The following is a 17,538-nucleotide window of genomic DNA, read 5'->3' on the forward strand; positions in this document are numbered from 1 at the left end:
TGGTGTTCGTCTATTGGTGTCGGGCTGAGCCAGGGGTGGGGGTGCGCCCCCGGACAGCACTGCGTCCGGGGCCGGAGCACGCCCGTCACCATGGTGTTCGCCCCGGTCTCTCCTGCTCGCACGGGAGCGTCAGGCGGGTCCGTCGCACCGCGCGGCCGGTGCGACCGGAAGGTCCCGCATCCGGCGCAGCGGCCCGATCAGGAGGAGCAGCGGGGTCAGGGCGAGTCCCGCGGTGAGCAGCCACAGGGCCGGCCGTAGTCCCAGGGCGGTGCCGAGCACCCCGCCGAGCAGGGAACCGAAGGGAATGGAGCCGAAGTTCGCGACGGAGATACTGGCCGAGACCCGGCCGAGCAGCCGGGGCGGACAGTAGCGCTGGCGGAACGCTCCCTGGATCACGTTGGCGAGCACGACTCCGAGCGAGAGGACTGCGCTCCCGACCGCCAGAGCGGACAGCGTCCAGCCCGTCCCTGTCAGCGGGACCAGCAGGGCGAACGGGGCGCTGAGGACCGTGGTGACCAGCAGCGCGCGGGCTGAACCGAACCGTGCGATCAGGTGTTTCGCGGTGGTGGCCCCGAGGATTCCGCCGACGCTGCTGGACGCGAGGAGCCAGCCGGTGGCCCCTTCGGGCACCCGGAGTTCACGGATGATGAAGACCGGCAGGATCGCCGCCTCAGCAGTGAGCAGCAGGTTGGTGGCGGTGCCGTACAGCGTCAGGATGCGCAGGTAGGGGTCCTCGAAGGTGAACCGGAGTCCCTCTTTGATGTCCTGCCGCAGTGCGCGGCGTTCGGGGGGCTCCTCCGGGAGCGGCTCCTTGCTGCGGATACCGGAGAGGCACAGCGCGGCCACGAGGAACGTCGCCGAGTTGACGAGGAGACCGGAGGCGGCGCCGAACGCCTGGGCCAGCAGACCGCCTCCGCCCAGCCCCGCGACCTGGGCGACCGACTCGCTGCCCTGGAGCTTGGCGTTGGCCTCCTGGAGGTCCTTGGGATCGACGACCGAGGGCACGTAGACCTTGTACGAGATCCCGAAGAAGACGGCGGCGAAGCCGTTGATCAGCGCCACGAGCAGCAGCTGGGTCATCGTCAGGATCCCGAGCCGGCCCGCGACCGGAACGCTGGCCAGGAGCACGAGCGGGACCAGGTTGCAGATCTGCATGATCGGCCGGCGCCGCATCCGGTCCACCCAGGCGCCGGCCGGCAGGCCGATCAGCAGCCAGGGCAGCCAGGACGCGGCAGCCAGCAGACTCACCGAGAGGGTGCTCGCGTCGAGCTCCACCACGGCCACCAGGGGCATGCCGACACCGGTGATGCTGATGCCGACGCGGTTGGTCGTCTCGCCCAGCCACAGCAGCCGGAAGTCGCGGTGGCGGAGCAGCCCGCTGCTCGGCGGCGGTTCGTGGCCCGTTTCGGGGGCGCGCTCGGTCAGTCCGGCGCTCATGGCGTCACGGACCTGAGCGCGGCCGGGGCCAAGAGGATGCCGGGTCTCCCCGCATTCCGTGGCAGAGCGTCACGTACAGGTGCGGGGCGGGCATTCACCATGGTCTCCTCGGTCTCCAGCGGGTCGCCGGTGAACAGCCTCCATCAAGCCGTTCCCGGAACCTTCCCGATGCGATCCCACGGCTTCCTTGTGCCGGGCGGGCTACCATCGCCTCGCGCCTGGAGCGCTGCGGCTGGGCAGGTCCGAGGGGGAGGATGCGTGGCAGCGGAAGAAGCAATTCACCTGCGCTTCAACATTCTTGGCCCGATAGAGGCGTGGTCGGACGGGACGCGGCTCCGGCTCGGCGGAGTCATCCAGGAGCGAGTTCTGGCGACTCTGCTCCTGGAGCCCGGAAGGGTACTTCCGGTGTCCCGGCTCGTCGAAGCGGCCTGGGACGAAGAGCCGCCGCCGACGGCACCGCACCAGGTGCGCAAGGCGGTCGCAGATCTCCGAAGGCGGATACCGGGGGGCGCCCGTGTCCTGCTCACCGACGGGCCCGGCTATCGCGTGGCCGCCGAACAATGCGCTGTCGATCTGACCGAGTTCGGCGCCCTCATACGGAAGGCGAAGCTCACCGCGTCCGAGGGCCGCACGGGCGAAGCCGCCGGGATGTTGCGCGGTGCCCTCGCCCTGTGGCGGGGGCCGGTTCTGTCGGGGGGCGGCGGTCCGGTCATCGCCGCCGCGTCCATCTCCCTGGAGGAGCGCAGGCTGACCGCGGCGGAACAGCTCTTCGAACTCCGCCTCGGCCTCGGCGAGGACACCGAACTCGTCGTCGAGCTGCGCGAGCTGGCCCAGCAGCACCCCTTGCGGGAGTCCCTGCGCGGGCAGTTGATGATCGCCCTCTACCGGTGCGGCCGGCAGGCCGAGGCCCTTGAGGAGTACGGCAGGGTGCGCGGGCTCCTCGCCGAGGAACTCGGGATCGGTCCCGGCTCCCGTCTCACCGGACTGTACGAGGGAATCCTCCGGGACAGCCCCGAGCTGGCCGGACCGGAACCGGCGGCCGAGCCCGTCGTACTGCCCGCCGGGCCCCCGCTCACTCTCCCGTACGACCTCGCGGACTTCACCGGACGTGACCGGGAACTGACCGAGATCCTCCGTGCCGCCGAGGACGGCAATGAACGGGGCCCTCGGATCGTGGCCATCGACGGCATGGGCGGCTGCGGCAAGACCTCGCTCGCGGTGCGGGCGGCGCACCGGCTCGCACCCGGGTACCCGGACGGCCAACTCCACATGGACCTGCGCGGATACACGCCGGGCGACCGGCCGGTGACCGCGGGCACGGCGCTCGACAGCCTGCTGCGGGTGCTCGGTGTCCCCGGCAGTCTGATCCCCGACGACGTGCCCGCCCGCAGCGCCCTGTGGCGCGCCACCCTGGTCGGCAAGCGACTGCTGATTCTCCTCGACGACGCGGCCGACGCCGCCGCGGTGCGCCCGCTGCTGCCCTCCTCGCCCGGCTGCCTGATCGTGGTCACCAGCCGGGCCCGCCTGGTGGATCTGGACGGCGCCCGGTGGATCTCCATCGGGGTGATGCCGCCCCAGGACAGTGCGATGCTGCTGGCCGAGACGCTCGGCACCGGGCGTGTCGCCGCCGAGCCCGAGGCGGCCGCCGAGCTCACCCGGCTCTGCGGCCACCTCCCCCTCGCCCTGCGGATCGCCACCGCGCGCCTGCGCAACCGCCCTCGCTGGACGCTCCAGTACCTGGCCGAGCGGCTGCGCGACGAGACCCGGAGACTCGACGAGCTCAGCTCGGGCGCCCGGAGCGTCGCCGCCACCCTGCGCCTGTCGTACCGGGCACTGGACGAGGAATGCCGCAACGCGTTCTCGACGCTGGCGCTCCACCCGGGCAGCGACATGGACATCCACGCCGCCGGCGCGCTGCTCGGCACCAGCGCCCGCCATGCGGAGGACCTGCTGGAGATGCTGCTCGACGTCCATCTCGTGCAGCAGCCGGAGATCGGCCTCTACACCTTCCACGACCTGGTCCGCAGCTTCGCGCAGAGGCTGCTCGCCGAGTCCGCCGGGGAGTCCGGTGCGGTGGAGCGGCTGCTGGGTTACTACCTGAGCGCCACCGAGGTGGCGTGCGATCTCCTCTACTCCGGGCGGCGCCGGCGCAGCACCGGTATCCCGCCCTCCACGGCCGAACTGCCCGGCCTCGTCACCGCCGAGCGAGCCCGCCAGTGGTTCCTGCGCGAGCAGCCGGCGCTCCTCGCGGCCGTCACGCTCGCCGAGCGCCGGGGCCATGACCGCTTCGTGGTGTGCCTGTCCCGCAATCTCGTCTTCCACCTCAACGACCTGGGTCTCCTGGAGGAGTTCGGCGAGCTGAGCCGGGTCGCGGTGGCCGCCGCGCGCCGGTTGCGGGATCCGGCGCTGCTGGGGGTGAGCCTCGCCAATCTGGGTGTCGCGTGCTGGAAGCTGGGCCGTCTCACCGAGGGGCTCGAAGCGGCCCGGGAGAGCCGGGATGCCGCGGTCCGGCTCGGCGATCCGCATACCCGGGCCCACAGCGAGAGCATCCTCGGCCAGTTCAACAGCCTGCTCGGCGACTTCCCCGCGGCGCTCGGCCATATGGAGACGGCGATCTCGCACGAGCAGGACCTGGGCATGCCGCGCGCGGAGGCCGAGAGCCTGACCATCCTCAGCACACTGTACGAACAGTGGGGACGGTACGAGGAGGCGCGGGACGCGGCCATGCGGTCGGCCGGACTGAGCCGCCTGCTGGGACAGCACGAGGGGCTGCCCGGCACCCTCACCGACCTCGCCTTCGCCCATGTCGGTCTGGGCGCCTACGAGGAGGCCGACCGCTGCCTGGAGGAGGCCCGCGCGCTGTACGGGGACTCGGGCAACGAGGCGAACCTCGCCCTGACCCTGGCGCTGTCCGCCGAGGTGGACCACCTGCTGGGCAGACCGGCCCGGGACCCGGACCGGGCGGAGACCGCCCTCGGCATGATGCGCGCCAACTCCTCGCCGCTGCGCCGGGCCAAGGTGGAGAACGTGGTGGGCCGGCTGCGCCGCCGGCAGGGCGACCCGGCTGCGGCGCTGGCACTGCACACCCACGCCCATGAACTCTCCTCGTCCCTCGGCTATCGCATCGAGGAGGCCTACGCCCTGACGGGCATGGCCGATGCCCTCGCTGACGCACCGGACGCCGCCGGGTACCGCGAGGAGGCCGAGAAGCTCTTCGCCGGACTGGGTGTGCCGGAGGGCCGCCGTCGCGGCTGACGGCCGACCGCAGTCCCCGCGGCCGGGACGGCGCCGCGCCCCGCACCATGGCTCCGGTGCGGGACCGGGTGCCGAATGATCCGGCCGATTTCGACCTGTCATCGTGTCGGGATGACTTCTCCCGTCGACGCAACGGCCGATGCCCGCGCAGCCGCCTCCGAGCGCTTCCCACTGCAGTTCGCCCGCACCCGGCGCTTCTCCCTGGGAGTGCCCCGGCAGCTCACTGTCTCCCCCGACGGCGAGCGCGTGCTGTTCGTACGCGGCATGTCGGGCACCGACCCGGTGAGCCGCCTCTGGCTGCACGAGAACGGGGCGGAGCGGATGCTCGCCGACCCTCTCGGGCCCGGGTTCGCGGACGAGGCGGAGGCGGAGGTGCCACCGGCGGAACTGGCACGGCGGGAGCGGGCCAGGGAGACCTCGTCGGGCGTGGTCTCCTACGCCACGGACGCCGCCGGACTGCTTGTGGCCTTCGCGCTGCAGGGCACGCTCTGGACGGTGCGCACCGACGGCGGGGCGCCGCGCCGGATCCCCACGGCCGGACCGGTCGTGGATCCGCGCCCGTCGCCCGACGGCACCCTGATCGCATACGTGTCCGGCGGCGGGCTGTACACCGTGCGGGCCGACGGAACAGCCGGCCGCCTGCTTGCCGGGCCGGACGGCGAGCAGGTCACGTACGGGCTGTCCGACTACGTGTCGCAGGAGTCGATCGGCCGCTCGCGCGGGTACTGGTGGTCACCGGGGAGCGATGCCCTGCTGGTGGCCCGGGTGGACACGGCCGGGGTCAGGCGCCGCTACATCAGCGATCCGGCGGACCCGGAGCGGCCGCCCCGGGTGGTGCCGTACCCGGCCGCCGGCACGCCGAACGCCGAGGTGTCGCTGCATCTGGTCCGGGTGTCCGGAGAACGGACCGACGTCCGGCTGCCCTCGTCCGCCGGCGAGGGGCACCCCGAAGGGGCCTGGACGGACCGGAGGTTCGAGTACGTGGTGTCGGCGGGCTGGGACGCATGCGGGCCGCTGGTCTCGGTACAGACACGTGACCAGCGGTCCGTCCATGTACTGGAGGTGGACGAGCGGTCGGGCGACACCCGGACGTCGCACCGGACGCACGACTCCGCCTGGGTGTCGCTGCGGCCGGGCACCCCGCTGCGTCTCGGCCCCGGCGCGCTCGTCGTCACGGCCCGGCCGGGCGGTGACAGCCAGGGGCTGGACATCGCGGGCACCTCCACACCTCCCGGGCTCGAGGTCCGGGAGGTGGTCGGCGTCGCGGACGGGCGGGTGTACTTCACCGCGGGCGAGGAGCCGACCGAGATCCACGTCTGGTCGTACGCGCCCGACGCACCGGAGGAGGGCTTCGTCCGCGTCAGCGACGCACCCGGTGTGCACACGGCAACGGCCGGCGGTCCGACGGTGGTGCTCGACAGCAGGACTCCGGACGGTCACACCGTGGCGGTGCTGCGCGACGGTGTACCGGTGGGCCGGATCGCGGTCCTGGCGGAGGAACCGCTCGTCGCCCCGTGCCCGCTGCCCCTGGTCCTCGGCAGGCGCGAACTGCGCAGCAGGCTCTACCTGCCCTCGTGGCACAGGCCGGGTGCCGGTCCGCTGCCGGTGCTGCTCAGTCCCTACGCGGGCCACGGCATGCAGATCGTCCTGAAGGCGCGGGCCTGGTGGGCCGCCGTCGCCCAGTGGTTCGCCGAGCAGGGCTTCGCGGTCCTGGTGACCGACGGACGGGGCACGCCGGGACGCGGTGAGACCTGGGAGAAATCGGTGCACGGCGACCGTCTCACGGTCGTGCTGGAGGACCAGATCGAGGCGCTGCACGCGGCGGCCGCGCTCCACCCCGATCTGGACCTCACGCGGGTGGCGATGCGGGGCTGGTCCTTCAGCGGCTATCTGGCGGCGGCAGCCGTGCTGCGCCACCCGGAGGTCTTCCACGCCGCCGTCGCGGGTGCGGCCTCGCTCGACCGGCGGCTCTACGACACCCATTGGGAGGAACGGTTCCTCGGCCACCCGGATGTGTTTCCGGAGAACTACACCCGCAATTCTCTCCTGGACGAGGCCGGGGCACTGACCCGGCCGCTCATGCTGGTGCACGGTCTTGCCGATGACAATGTGGCCGTGGCTCACACGCTGCGGTTCTCCGCAGCGCTGCTGGCCGCCGGCCGGCCGCATACGGTGCTGCCTCTCACGGGCGCGGGCCATCTGGTCAGCCAGGAGGAGACGGCGAGCAATCTGTTGCTGCTGGAGCGGGACTTCCTGAGGAAGTCCCTGGGGCTTTGAACACGGGGTGCCGGCTGCGCGTGCCCCTGGACGAAGCCTCGGAGCCAAGTACACCGTGGAAGGGAAAGCCAGCATGAGCACATCGCAGGACCACGAGGCCCGTCCCGGACGCCGGAGCGTCTTCACAGCGGCCGGCGCGGTCTCCGTGACTGCCGTACTCACGGCGTGCGGCGCTTCGAAGGGGGACGCCGGTTCCGGCGCCGGTTCGGTCGAGCAGACCGGTGACAGCGGGGCCGGGGGCGGGGGCGCCGTCCTCGCGAAGACCACCGACATCCCGGAGGGCGGCGGCAAGATCTTCACCGACCAGGGAGTCGTCGTGACGCAGCCCGCGGCCGGAGAGTTCAAGGCGTTCTCGTCGAAGTGCACCCACATGGGCTGCGCGGTGTCGAGCGTCGCGGACGGCACCATCAACTGCCCCTGTCACGGCAGCAAGTTCGATGTGGCGACGGGCGATGTGAAGGCGGGCCCCGCCACCGAGCCGCTGCCCGCCACCCCGATCAAGGTCGAGGGCGACTCGATCAGCCTCGCTTCCTAGCACCTGTCGTCGCGCCGTCGTCGGCGCCCCGGCGGCGCCCGCTCAGCCAGCAGCCGAGCAGATCGTCCGTGGTGGCGACTGTGGCGACCAGGGCAAGGGTGTTGCGGATCATCGCGGGGGTGTAGTCGGCAGGCACCCCCGCGATGGCGTCCGACAGAACCACCGCCGTGTAGCCGAGGTTCACCGCGTCGAACACCGCGTTGGGAATGGCCACGTTGGCCGACACTCCCGTGACGACGAGCGTGCGGCAGCCGAGGTTCCGGAGCAGCGCGTCCACGTCCGTGCCCGCGATGGGCGACAACCCGTGCAGTCTGCGCACGACGAGGTCCTCGTCGGCGACCTCGATCGGCTCGGCGATCCGTACCGCCGTGGTGCCGGAGTGCTGCTGCACGGGCAGCCGTCCGGCGGCGCGGAAGAGCCGGGCGTTGCGGTTGGCACCGCGGCCGTCGGGGCGGCGTTCGGCCACGGCGTGCAGTACCTGCACACCGGCCTCGTGGGCGGCGGCGACCAGCCGGGCCACGTTGTGCAGCGCCCCCGAGGACCTGGCCTCCTTGGCCAGTTCGGGCAGCGCGCTGCCGGGCCCCACCACGCCCTGCTGGCACTCCACGGTCAGCAGGACGGTGGAGGCCGGATCGGTCTGCTCGGCGAGCTGTTCCCTGGACGGCACGCGGGTCCCTTTCGACGACGGAACGGGCGCGCGAGGCTAACGTCCATTGCGCGATGAGGGAAGAGGCTCCATGATTCCTGACACACAGTCAGCTATCAGGAGGGGGCTTCCCATGGCCGTCATTCAGCGACGGGGCCGCCGGATCATGATGACGGACGAGGAACGCGACATCTACCTCACGGAGCAGCGCACCTGCCGGGTGGCCACCGTGGGCGCAGACGGCCGCCCCCACATCGGGGCGCTCTGGTTCTGCTGGGACGGCACCTCGCTGTGGCTCTACTCGATCACCCGGAGCCTGCGCTGGTCGCAGCTGACCCGCGACCCGAAGCTCGCCGTGGTCGTGGACGACGGGGTGGAGTACGGCGAGCTCCGCGGCATCGAGCTCTCCGGTGACGCGGTGTTCGTCGGCGAGGCACCGCGCACCGGAGAGCCCTGCCCGGAACTCGCCGCGCCCGAGCAGCTGTTCGCGGCGAAGTACTTCGGCATGGAGGTGATGCCGCACGACGGCCGGCACGCATGGCTGCGACTCACCCCGGACGCCGTCACCTCCTGGAACTTCAGCAAACTGGCTGCTCTGCCGGGCATCTGACGGCCGGACGGGAGTACGGCGGAAGGCGGGGCGGCGGGCATTGCTGCGAGTGGGGCGGGCCGAAGCTGCGCCCCGGCCACCGGCGGCACACCGCTGCCCCTACCTCTCCTCCAACGGATCGTCCAGCCGCCGGCCCGCCTCCTTGAGCGCTGCGACCGCCGCCCTGATCGACGGCCGGCGGTCCGCGTCCGCCCGCCACACCGCATGGACATGGCGCCGCATCTTCTGCCGTACCGGCACCAGCCGCACCCCGCCCGGCACCGGTCCGCGCCCCAGCCGGGGTGCCACACAGACCCCCATCCCGGCCGCAATCAGGGCGAGTTGAGTGTGGTGCTCGCCCGCGAGGTGGGCGATACGCGGTTCGATCCCCTTGGAGCGCAAGGTGAACATCAGCCACTCGTAACAGAATTCACCCTCCGGCCAGGAGACCCAGTCGTCGGCGGCGAAGTCCTCCAGGTCCACCTCGGCCCGGTCCGCGAGGGGATGCCCGGCCGGCATCGCGATGTCCGGTGCGTCGTCCAGCAGTTGAGCCGTGGACAGGCCTCCCGGCACCGGCAGCCGCTTGTTGCTCCAGTCCAGCACCACCGCGAGGTCGAGATCACCTCTGAACACGGCATGGATTCCGGCCTCGGCCTCCAGCTCCCGGGTGCGCACCCGCAGTTCGGGGTGATCGGCGCGCAGGGCGAGCAGGGCCGACGGGAAGAGCCCGCGCGCCGCGGTGGGGAACGCACCCACCCGGATCTCACCCACCACCTCACCCCGCTGGGCCTCGATGTCGGACTGGGCGAGCTCGACCTGGGAGAGGATCCGGGCAGCATGGTCCGCCAGCAACTGTCCCGCGTCGGTGAGCCGGACCCCGCGGCCGTACTTGGCGAGCAGTTGCTGGCCCACCTCGCGCTCCAGCTTGGCCATCTGCTGGGAGACTGCCGATGTCGTGACGTGCAGACCCTCGGCGGCGCCGCTCACCGAGCCGAGCCGGGCGAGGGCATCCAGGGTGCGCAGGCGCTCCAGATTCAACATGTAAGCAATGCTACGCGGACTGCCGTACAAACTCTCACTTGTGCTAAGAGATTGCGTTCGCCATCGTGGAGCTCATGAGCGCACTGCCCGCACCGCCCACCCCCTCGGCAACCGCCGGGCCGCCCGAGCCGACAGCCCGGCCCGCACCCGGGGCGGCCACCGCACCGTCCGGCTCCCCCACGGGCCCCGGCCCCGTCCGCCGCGCGGCACTGGACTGGCGGCTGCGTTTCGTGGGGCTGTCGCTCATCTGGGGATTCAGCTTTCTCCTGATCAAGGTCGGCACCCACGGGTACGCCCCGTTCCAGGTCACCCTCGGCCGGCTGCTGTCGGGCACGGCGGTGCTGGCCGTGGCCATGGTGGTGAAGCGGGAGCGACTTCCGCGCACCGCCCGCACCTGGGGCCATCTGTCCGTCGCCGCGTTCTTCCTCAACGCGCTGCCGTTCTCACTGTTCGCGTATGCCGAACTGACCATCCCCTCGACGCTGGCCGGTATCTGCAACGCGACCTCACCGCTGTGGGGCATGGCACTGTCTCTGGTCGCACTCTCCGAGGACCGGCCGACCCGCCGCCGGGTCGCCGGCCTCGGGCTCGGCTTCCTCGGCGTACTCACCGTGCTGGGCGCCTGGCAGGGCTTCTCCGGCCTGGACTTCACCGGCACGGCGATGGCACTGTTGGCTTCGCTCAGCTATCCGGTCGGCTGGATCTACGTCCGCCGGATGCTGGCGGGCAGTGGTTCGTCGACCCTCGCGCTCACGGGCAGCCAGCTCTTCCTGGGCACCGTACAGCTCGCGCTGGTGACGCCGCTGTTCACCTCGGCCCCGGCGGGATTCCCGCTCGTGCCGACGCTGGCCGTGATCGCCCTGGGGGCGCTCGGCACCGGACTCGCCGTACTCCTCCAGTACGGGCTGGTCACCGAGGTCGGCCCGACGACCGCCCAGATGGTCACCTACTTCATCCCGGTCATCGCCGCCGCCGCCGGAGTCACCGTGCTCGGCGAACAGCTCGGCTGGAACACCCCGGCCGGCGCCCTCGTGGTGCTGGCGGGGGCCGCGCTGACCCAGAGCAGACCCCGGACGGCCGGGGCAGCCGCCCCACCGACGCCTGCCCTCGTCCACCGCCCAGCGCTGTCCGGTAATCCCCGGCGGCCGCACGGAGTCGGGCAGTTCGACGCCACGGTCCGGCTCGACGGCAGTGCGACGCGGCGCGGGGCCGACCCGGCTCAGCCGTAACTCAGCGGCCTGGCGGGCCCGGCTGCCGCCGCCACCGCGTCCGCCAGCGGCCCGATGTCCGCGTCCTCGACGGGCGACACGGTGATCCGGATCCCCTGGGGAGCCGACATCCGGAACCGGGCCCCTGGCGCCACCGCCCAGCCCGCGTGCAGCAGCCGCGCCACGGCGCCGGTCTCGTCACTCACCGGGACCCACACGTTCATCCCGCTCCGGCCGTGCGCCTCGACGCCCCGGGCCTCCAGTGCCCGCACGAGCGCGTCCCGGCGATGCGCGTACGCCCGGGAGACCTCCCGCACATCCACGGCGCCCGAGGTCCACAGATGAACCATCGCCCGCTGCAGCAGCCGGCTGACCCAGCCGGGCCCCAGCTGCTGCCGCCCCGCCACCCGGTCGGCCGTGACCGCGTCGCCCGTCAGAACGGCAACGCGCAGATCCGGCCCGTACGCCTTGGCCACCGACCGCACGACCGCCCAGCAGTCCGTGGCGCCGGCCAGGGTGTGCAGCGGCAGATCGACGATGGCATGCCCGTGGTCGTCCTCGATCAGCAGCACGCCCCGGTGCCCCGCGAGCACCGCCCGGAGTTCGGCCGCGCGCCCGGCGCCGATCGCGGCTCCGGTCGGATTCTGCGCCCGGCCGGTGACGACGACCGCGCGGGCGCCTGCGTTCAGCGCCGCTTCGAGAGCGTCCGGCAGCGGCCCGTCGTCGTCGAGCGCCACGGGGACCGGGCGCATACCCAGCGCCGACACAAGATCCAGCAGGCTCCCCCAGCCGGGGTCCTCGACCGCGACCGCGTCACCGGGTCTGAGATGGGCGGCCAGCACCCGCTCGATCGCGTCGAGCGATCCCGAGGTGGCGATCACCGGTCCGGCAGGAACACCGTCGGCGTCGAACGCGCCTCGCGCGAGCGCGGCGAACTCGGGGTCCACGGCCGCCTCCGCGTACATCCCGGGCGCCTGTGCGTAGGCCTCGGTGACCGCTGCGAACGCCTCGCCCAGCGCGGGCAGCAGCGCCGGATCCGGATTCCCCTGCCCCAGATCCCGCACCCCTGGCGGCGCCTCGATCCGCAGCGATCCGCGTGCGGTACTCGCCGGGCGCGGCCGCACCCGGCTGCCGCGACGCCCGGCCGTCTCGATCACCCCGCGCTCACGCAGGGTGCGGTACGCGGCCGCCACCGTATTGGGATTCACCTCCAGCCGAGCCGCCAAATCCCGCATAGGTGGCAGCACTTGGCCGGGAGCCAGCTCCCCCGAGCCGACCCCCCGCTCCACGCTGGCGGCAATGTCCGATGCACGCCGTCCGCTGATCCGATACTCTCCTAGCACAAACAACAGTATGCACTAGTGCAATGGAGTACGCAATGCCGGACACCCAATCGCCGCAGACCACGGGCCCGGACGCCGCAGCCGTTTACGAACCGACCGCGCGCACGGTACCGACCCGCTCCCGGGAACGGGCCTCGTACGACCGCGAACAGGTCCACTCGATACTCGACGAGGCCTATGTCTGTCATCTCGGCTTCGTCCGCGACGGGGCCCCCGTCGTCCTGCCGACTCTCTTCGGCCGTGTGGGCGAGCGGCTCTACGTGCACGGCTCCACCGGATCCCGCCCTCTACGGACGGCGGGCGGCAGTCCCACGGGCCTCGACGTGTGCCTGACGGTGACGCATGTCGATGGACTGGTGCTGGCCCGTTCCGCCTTCCATCATTCGCTCAACTACCGCTCCGTGGTGGTCCATGGCGTCGCATACGCGGTGACCGACCCGGAGGAGCGGCGCGCCGCTCTCGACGCGATCGTGGAACAGGTCGTTCCGGGCCGCTCGCAGGATTCACGGCCGGCCGACGAGAAGGAGCTGGCGGCGACCGCGGTGCTCCGGCTGGATCTGCGGGAGGTGTCGGCGAAGGTCCGCACCGGAGACCCCAACGACGAGCCCGAGGACCTCACGCTGCCCCACTGGACGGGCGTCGTCCCGCTCACCCACGGCTACGCCGCCCCGGTCCCCGCGGCCGACCTCGATCCCGCCATCGCCGTCCCCGACTACCTGAAGGCGCTCTGAGTCACCCCGGCACGGCGGGCCCGCATCCGGCGAAGGAGCGGACCCGCCTTCCGCCGGTCAGGCCCGGACCGCCGCCTCCCGGCGGGCGTTCGCGGCGCCGCGCGTCTCGGCCACGGCCAGCCCTGCCACGGCCGTGAGCAGCAACAGGGTCCCGGCGACGGTGGCCGCGGTGAGCTGTTCGCGGAGCACCACGACGGCGATGACCGCCGCACTCACCGGTTCGAGCAGCATGATCACCGACACTGTGGCGGCGCGCACCACCGCCGCCCCGGCGAAGTAGAGCGCGTAGGCGAGCGCGGTCGGGATCGCCGCCACGTACACGAGGAGGGTCACCACCTGTGCCGTGTGCGTGGTCTGCGGCACGACCCCCTCAGCTGCGGCCAACGGCAGCAGTACGGCCGCCGCGATGGCGAACGCCCAGGCACTGGTGGCCAGTGCGTCCGTACCGCCACCGCCACGGCCGAGCCAACGGGTCAGCAGGGTGATCCCGGCGTAGCCGGCGGCGGAGAGCAGGGCCAGGGCGATGCCGGCCGGCCGTACCGTACCGGCGTCGCCGCCGAGCACCAGCACGGCGAGCCCGGCCAGCGCGCCCGCCACGGCGGCGATCCCGCCGCCTCCCAGCCGCTCGCCCATCGTCAGCCGGGCGCCGACGGCGATGAGGACGGGCCCCGCCCCCAGGGTGACGACGGTCCCGACCGCGAGGCCGGTGACCTGGACCGCCGCGAAGTACGCGGTCTGGAAGACGGTGAGCCCCACGCCGGTGCCGACGATGCGCACCAGTCGGCGACGACGGGGTTCGGCAGCCGCGGCCGGCCGTGCGGGCCGGAGCGCCTGCGCGCCGAGCAGGAGGACGAGGCCGCCCGCACAGCGCCAGAACGACAGCGCGAGAGGACCGAGATCACTGGCCTCGAAGATCAGTGAGGCGGCGGCACCGGCGGTACCCCAGGCCACTCCGGCGATGATCAGATAGCACAGGCTCCGCCCGACGGACAGGCCGGAAGCAGGATTCGACACGTGACTTCTCCAAGGAATCCAAGGAAGACGGGAAGGTGGTCGCTCGGCTCCGCACGCGGGCAGCGACGAACCGCTCGGGGACTGCCCGAGCCCGGTCTTCGTCAGATGTGGCCGCCCGCGCTAGACGGCGGGCGGCGGAAGTACGGTCAGCTGCATGATCGTGACCCTACGGGGCGGCGCGGCCGGCGGACAACTCCCCCTCGGCCCCGGCCGGCTCACCGCCCGGCCCCGCAGCGACAGGTCCCGACGGCGCCTTCGGTGTCGACGACTGCGCGATGAAAGCACCGAACAGCACCAGGAAGCCGCCAATGAGCTGCGCGGCCGCCAGATGTTCTCCGAGCAGCACCCACGCGAGCACGGTCGCGATGACCGCTTCCAGACAGGCGACCACGCCCGCGACCGCCGGGGACAGCAGTCGCACCGAGATCACACCGGTGACGTACGCGATCACGGTGGCGAGCAGCACGATCCAGACGAGCAGCAGCCAGGCGGGCACATCCGTGCCGTTCATCGTGGTGTCGCCGCCGAGCAGGGACCATTCCATGCCCCATGGCCGGGCCACCACGGTCAGGACGGCGGCGCCGATCAGCAGCCCGTAGGCGATGACACCCACCGGGTGCGGAGGTTCCGCGCCCGCCGCCCGCTCACCGCTGCCCTGATCGGAGAGGACGAAGTAGCCGACCTGACAGCAGGCCGCGCCGAGGGCGAGCAGCAGTCCGACGACGTCGAAGCTCAGCCCAGACCACACCTCGACCACGCACGCCAGTCCGCCCACCGCCAGGACCACGCCGACGGCGGCCGCCCGGGTCACCGGCCGGCGCTGAACGAAGCGCACCCAGCCGAGGACGAGGGCCGGCGCAAGGTATTCGACCAACAGCGCGACACCGACCGGGATGCGGGAGATCGCCGCGAAGTAGCAGGCCTGGACGCCCGCGACGGCGAGCAGGCCGAACCCCAGCAGCAGCACGGGCCGGCTGCGCACCAGAGCGCGGTGGCGCCAGGCCACGGGCAGCATGACGAGAGCGGCGCCCGCCACCCGGAGCCACACCACATGGAGCGGGTCGAGACCCGCCTCGATCAGTGGCTTGGCCGCCACGCCGGAACCGCCGAATGCGAAGGCCGAGGCGAGGGCGAGTCCCAGGCCGGCGCTTCTCCCCTGAGACGCGTGCATCGGCACATCATGACAGCCGGCGTCAGGAGCGTCACCCTGGTGACACCTGACGCAGGTAACACTCCGATATCCCTCCCGCCCCTGACGCACACATCCCGGTGGAGCATGAGGGCGATACGCGGCTCCGGTCGGCCTACGCGACCGGCTCCCCGGCGATCGACGCGCCCGCACGCGCCACGGCCTGCGCGTCCATGTAGTCACGGACCCGCGTGATCAGCCCGTCCCTGACGTCGATGATCAGCAGCCCCGGGACGAGGGCCCGCACGCCCCCGGCGGACTCCACCACGACCACGTGCCCGGCGACCACCGTGCCGTGATCCGTGTCCCCGTGGACGACCACGTCCCTGATGTCGACCACCTGGAGGGGGCTGGCACCCCAGGCCGCCCGGTAACCGGACCGGACCTCCTCACGGCCCGCGAAGTGCGAGGGAAAGCCGGGAGCGGCGAAAGGGAACTCGTGCACCGCGTCCACGGTGTACAGATCGGCCAGATCGTCCGCCGACTTGTCTTTCATGGCCTGGTGATACCGGTCCAGCACCGAGCGGGGCCCGGGAGAGACGGATGCGTGCGAAGCCTTCATGGACATCACTCCATTCACTCAACACCTGTTGAGTGAATCACCATACGAGCCATCTCCGACTTCGGTCAACAGTTGTAGAGTCACCCCCGTGACCAGTCGCCCCGTCTCCCGCGCCGATCGCAGGCGAGCCACCGAGGCCCGCATTCTCGACTGTGCCCGGGAGCAGTTCGCGGCCAAGGGCTTCGACCGCACCACCATCAGAGCGGTGGCGGCCACGGCCGACGTCGATCCGGCCCTGGTGATGCAGTACTTCGGTTCAAAGCGCGGGCTCTTCACCCAGGCCGTGCAGGCGCCTCCGGCACCACAGGCGGCGCAGGACGGCGAGGCACTCCTGGATCAGCTGCTGGCCACCCTGGGCGTCAAGCTGGGCGGCATGCCCGACAGCACACTGGCAATGCTGCGCTCCATGCTCACGGACCCGGCCTCGGCCGACCACGCGCGCGAGACGCTCGGCAGGCAGATCTCCGGCATCGGCGGCGCACTGCCGGCGGACGGGGACGGCCAGGACGCGGAGCTGCGTGCCGCGCTGATCGTCACCACGATGGTGGGCGTCACCATCGGCCATCAACTGCTGGGGCTCGAGGCCCTGCGGGATGCCCCCGCCGGCCGCATCGACGCCCTGCTCCGTCCGGCGCTCGCCGCTCTCACCCGGCCGCCGGACTGAGCCCGGCGGTCAGCCCCGGCCGGAGGCCTCGCCGATCCGGTCAGCGAGCAGCACCGTGTCGACGCCTGCCCGCTCCAGCACCTCGACGGCCCGGCACTGCCGGTCCGCGGCCAGCGCGGCGAGCAGATCGAGACCGCCCGCCCGTGCCTGACCGCGGAGCCCCGCGCGCCGGTGCGCCTCCTCCATCACGGAAGCGGCGGAGGGCGACCAGCCCTCCACTCCCGCGTCCGGCGCCCCCGACACGACCGGAATCGCTCCGGAGTCCTCGACAGCACCCTGCCAGCGGAGCCCATAGCCGATGCTGCGCTGAACGAGGTAGCCGAGCACCCGGGCGAGCTGCGGTCCGCCGTCGAAGGCGGTGCGGACCTCGGGGTCGGACTCGATCAGGGAATGCAGCAGGTGGGCCGTGTCGATCTGCTGGTCGCCATCACGCAGCGCGCGCCGTCGCGCACCTGTCACCACGGCGGCCAGCTCCGCGGTGAGTCCGGCATCGGTCTCGGCTCGGTGGTTCGGTGCGGGTTGCTGAGGAATCCGCGGCGTCCAGTTCTGCACAGTTCCACCTCATCAGGCCGGAGGGGCCGGAACGTCCCCGGTGAGGCCCATTGACACATCCCACCCGAGTTGGGCACAGAAGCGCGACTCCTCCTCCTTACGGATGAGATCGAGCCGTTCCGGGCTCCGATCCCGGAAATGGGCGCGCGCCGCCTTGCCACGCGCTCCCGAAGCAACCGGAAGCCTGCCGTCGCACGTCCCACAGCCCGGAGCACTGTTGCGGCGGCGGGAGGGGCGGAGGTGAGCTGGCTGGTCGCCCTGCCCGGACTCGACGGCCGAGATTACGTCTACCGGGTCCACGCACCCCGTGACGCGCTGCCCGCGGACCTCTTCTGGGCGGCGTTCCACTGCCACGACGACGGACCGCATCCGCGTGCCTCCGACCGTTTCGACTCGGCCCGGATCTGGCGGGCCGGGACGGAGCCCGCAGATCTGACACTTCATCAGTATTGAATGTTCCCGCCGCTGCGGCTACGTTCCGCGACACCGGAACCC

The 17,538-nt window shown here is 72.1% G+C and carries 16 protein-coding genes; 8 read left to right on the forward strand and 8 right to left on the reverse strand.

Annotated features, from left to right (window positions below):
- Nucleotides 1-129 precede the first annotated feature (129 nt).
- Nucleotides 130-1,437 carry an MFS transporter gene (locus ACFVW8_RS21870; protein ID WP_389692452.1) on the reverse strand — a complete coding sequence of 436 codons (1,308 nt, stop codon included), beginning with the start codon at nucleotides 1,435-1,437 and terminating at the stop codon, nucleotides 130-132.
- Nucleotides 1,438-1,695: 258 nt separating this feature from the next.
- Here ACFVW8_RS21870 and ACFVW8_RS21875 point away from each other — a divergent pair, with 258 nt between their 5' ends.
- The 3 genes from ACFVW8_RS21875 to ACFVW8_RS21885 all read left to right on the forward strand — a co-directional run bounded on the left by ACFVW8_RS21875 (nucleotide 1,696) and on the right by ACFVW8_RS21885 (nucleotide 7,504).
- On the forward strand, nucleotides 1,696-4,692 hold the full coding sequence (locus ACFVW8_RS21875) for a BTAD domain-containing putative transcriptional regulator (protein WP_389692454.1): 2,997 nt from the start codon (nucleotides 1,696-1,698) through the stop codon (nucleotides 4,690-4,692).
- A 111-nt stretch (nucleotides 4,693-4,803) separates the two neighbouring features.
- Nucleotides 4,804-6,969 carry a prolyl oligopeptidase family serine peptidase gene (locus ACFVW8_RS21880; protein ID WP_389692456.1) on the forward strand — a complete coding sequence of 722 codons (2,166 nt, stop codon included), beginning with the start codon at nucleotides 4,804-4,806 and terminating at the stop codon, nucleotides 6,967-6,969.
- 73 nt (nucleotides 6,970-7,042) lie between these two features.
- On the forward strand, nucleotides 7,043-7,504 hold the full coding sequence (locus ACFVW8_RS21885; RefSeq protein WP_389692458.1) for a Rieske (2Fe-2S) protein: 462 nt from the start codon (nucleotides 7,043-7,045) through the stop codon (nucleotides 7,502-7,504).
- On the opposite strand, the gene ACFVW8_RS21890 is transcribed toward ACFVW8_RS21885, so the two are convergent.
- Entirely contained in the window at nucleotides 7,488-8,171 is a 684-nt protein-coding gene (locus ACFVW8_RS21890; protein ID WP_389692460.1) for a cysteine hydrolase, read from the reverse strand. The two genes, ACFVW8_RS21885 and ACFVW8_RS21890, sit on opposite strands and share 17 nt — an antisense overlap.
- Nucleotides 8,172-8,283: 112 nt before the next feature.
- On the opposite strand from ACFVW8_RS21890, the gene ACFVW8_RS21895 reads away from it, so the two are divergent.
- On the forward strand, nucleotides 8,284-8,760 hold the full coding sequence (locus tag ACFVW8_RS21895; RefSeq protein ID WP_389692462.1) for a pyridoxamine 5'-phosphate oxidase family protein: 477 nt from the start codon (nucleotides 8,284-8,286) through the stop codon (nucleotides 8,758-8,760).
- Nucleotides 8,761-8,859: 99 nt separating this feature from the next.
- Here the strand turns inward: ACFVW8_RS21895 and ACFVW8_RS21900 are convergent, their stop codons facing one another.
- Nucleotides 8,860-9,780 carry a LysR family transcriptional regulator gene (locus ACFVW8_RS21900; protein ID WP_389692464.1) on the reverse strand — a complete coding sequence of 307 codons (921 nt, stop codon included), beginning with the start codon at nucleotides 9,778-9,780 and terminating at the stop codon, nucleotides 8,860-8,862.
- Between the two features lie 74 nt (nucleotides 9,781-9,854).
- Between ACFVW8_RS21900 and ACFVW8_RS21905 the strand changes: the two genes are divergently transcribed.
- The gene (locus ACFVW8_RS21905) at nucleotides 9,855-11,009 is read left to right on the forward strand and encodes a DMT family transporter (RefSeq protein ID WP_389692466.1); all 1,155 of its coding nucleotides are present in this window, start codon (nucleotides 9,855-9,857) and stop codon (nucleotides 11,007-11,009) included.
- Here the strand turns inward: ACFVW8_RS21905 and ACFVW8_RS21910 are convergent.
- Nucleotides 11,000-12,331, reverse strand: coding sequence for an aminotransferase class I/II-fold pyridoxal phosphate-dependent enzyme (locus ACFVW8_RS21910; RefSeq protein WP_389692468.1), 1,332 nt, complete (start codon nucleotides 12,329-12,331; stop codon nucleotides 11,000-11,002). The two genes, ACFVW8_RS21905 and ACFVW8_RS21910, sit on opposite strands and share 10 nt — an antisense overlap.
- A gap of 35 nt (nucleotides 12,332-12,366) precedes the next feature.
- Between ACFVW8_RS21910 and ACFVW8_RS21915 the strand changes: the two genes are divergently transcribed.
- Nucleotides 12,367-13,062, forward strand: a complete 696-nt coding sequence (locus ACFVW8_RS21915) for a pyridoxamine 5'-phosphate oxidase family protein (RefSeq protein ID WP_389692470.1) — start codon at nucleotides 12,367-12,369, stop codon at nucleotides 13,060-13,062.
- A gap of 57 nt (nucleotides 13,063-13,119) precedes the next feature.
- Here the strand turns inward: ACFVW8_RS21915 and ACFVW8_RS21920 are convergent, their stop codons facing one another.
- From ACFVW8_RS21920 to ACFVW8_RS21930, 3 genes are all read right to left on the reverse strand, one after another.
- Entirely contained in the window at nucleotides 13,120-14,076 is a 957-nt protein-coding gene (locus ACFVW8_RS21920) for a DMT family transporter (protein ID WP_389692472.1), read from the reverse strand.
- 166 nt (nucleotides 14,077-14,242) lie between these two features.
- On the reverse strand, nucleotides 14,243-15,247 hold the full coding sequence (locus ACFVW8_RS21925; protein WP_389692474.1) for a DMT family transporter: 1,005 nt from the start codon (nucleotides 15,245-15,247) through the stop codon (nucleotides 14,243-14,245).
- A gap of 133 nt (nucleotides 15,248-15,380) precedes the next feature.
- On the reverse strand, nucleotides 15,381-15,827 hold the full coding sequence (locus tag ACFVW8_RS21930; protein WP_389692476.1) for a nuclear transport factor 2 family protein: 447 nt from the start codon (nucleotides 15,825-15,827) through the stop codon (nucleotides 15,381-15,383).
- An 88-nt stretch (nucleotides 15,828-15,915) separates the two neighbouring features.
- Here ACFVW8_RS21930 and ACFVW8_RS21935 point away from each other — a divergent pair, with 88 nt between their 5' ends.
- The gene (locus ACFVW8_RS21935) at nucleotides 15,916-16,491 is read left to right on the forward strand and encodes a TetR/AcrR family transcriptional regulator (protein ID WP_389692478.1); all 576 of its coding nucleotides are present in this window, start codon (nucleotides 15,916-15,918) and stop codon (nucleotides 16,489-16,491) included.
- 9 nt (nucleotides 16,492-16,500) lie between these two features.
- On the opposite strand, the gene ACFVW8_RS21940 is transcribed toward ACFVW8_RS21935, so the two are convergent.
- Nucleotides 16,501-17,043: a Clp protease N-terminal domain-containing protein gene (locus tag ACFVW8_RS21940; RefSeq protein ID WP_389692480.1), complete on the reverse strand. Its 543-nt coding sequence runs from the start codon at nucleotides 17,041-17,043 to the stop codon at nucleotides 16,501-16,503.
- Between the two features lie 240 nt (nucleotides 17,044-17,283).
- Between ACFVW8_RS21940 and ACFVW8_RS21945 the strand changes: the two genes are divergently transcribed.
- Nucleotides 17,284-17,496: a hypothetical protein gene (locus ACFVW8_RS21945; RefSeq protein ID WP_389692482.1), complete on the forward strand. Its 213-nt coding sequence runs from the start codon at nucleotides 17,284-17,286 to the stop codon at nucleotides 17,494-17,496.
- Nucleotides 17,497-17,538 lie beyond the last annotated feature (42 nt).

The sequence above is a fragment of the Streptomyces sp. NPDC058221 genome (assembly GCF_042882365.1).
In the GTDB taxonomy this organism is placed as follows: Bacteria; Actinomycetota; Actinomycetes; order Streptomycetales; family Streptomycetaceae; genus Streptomyces.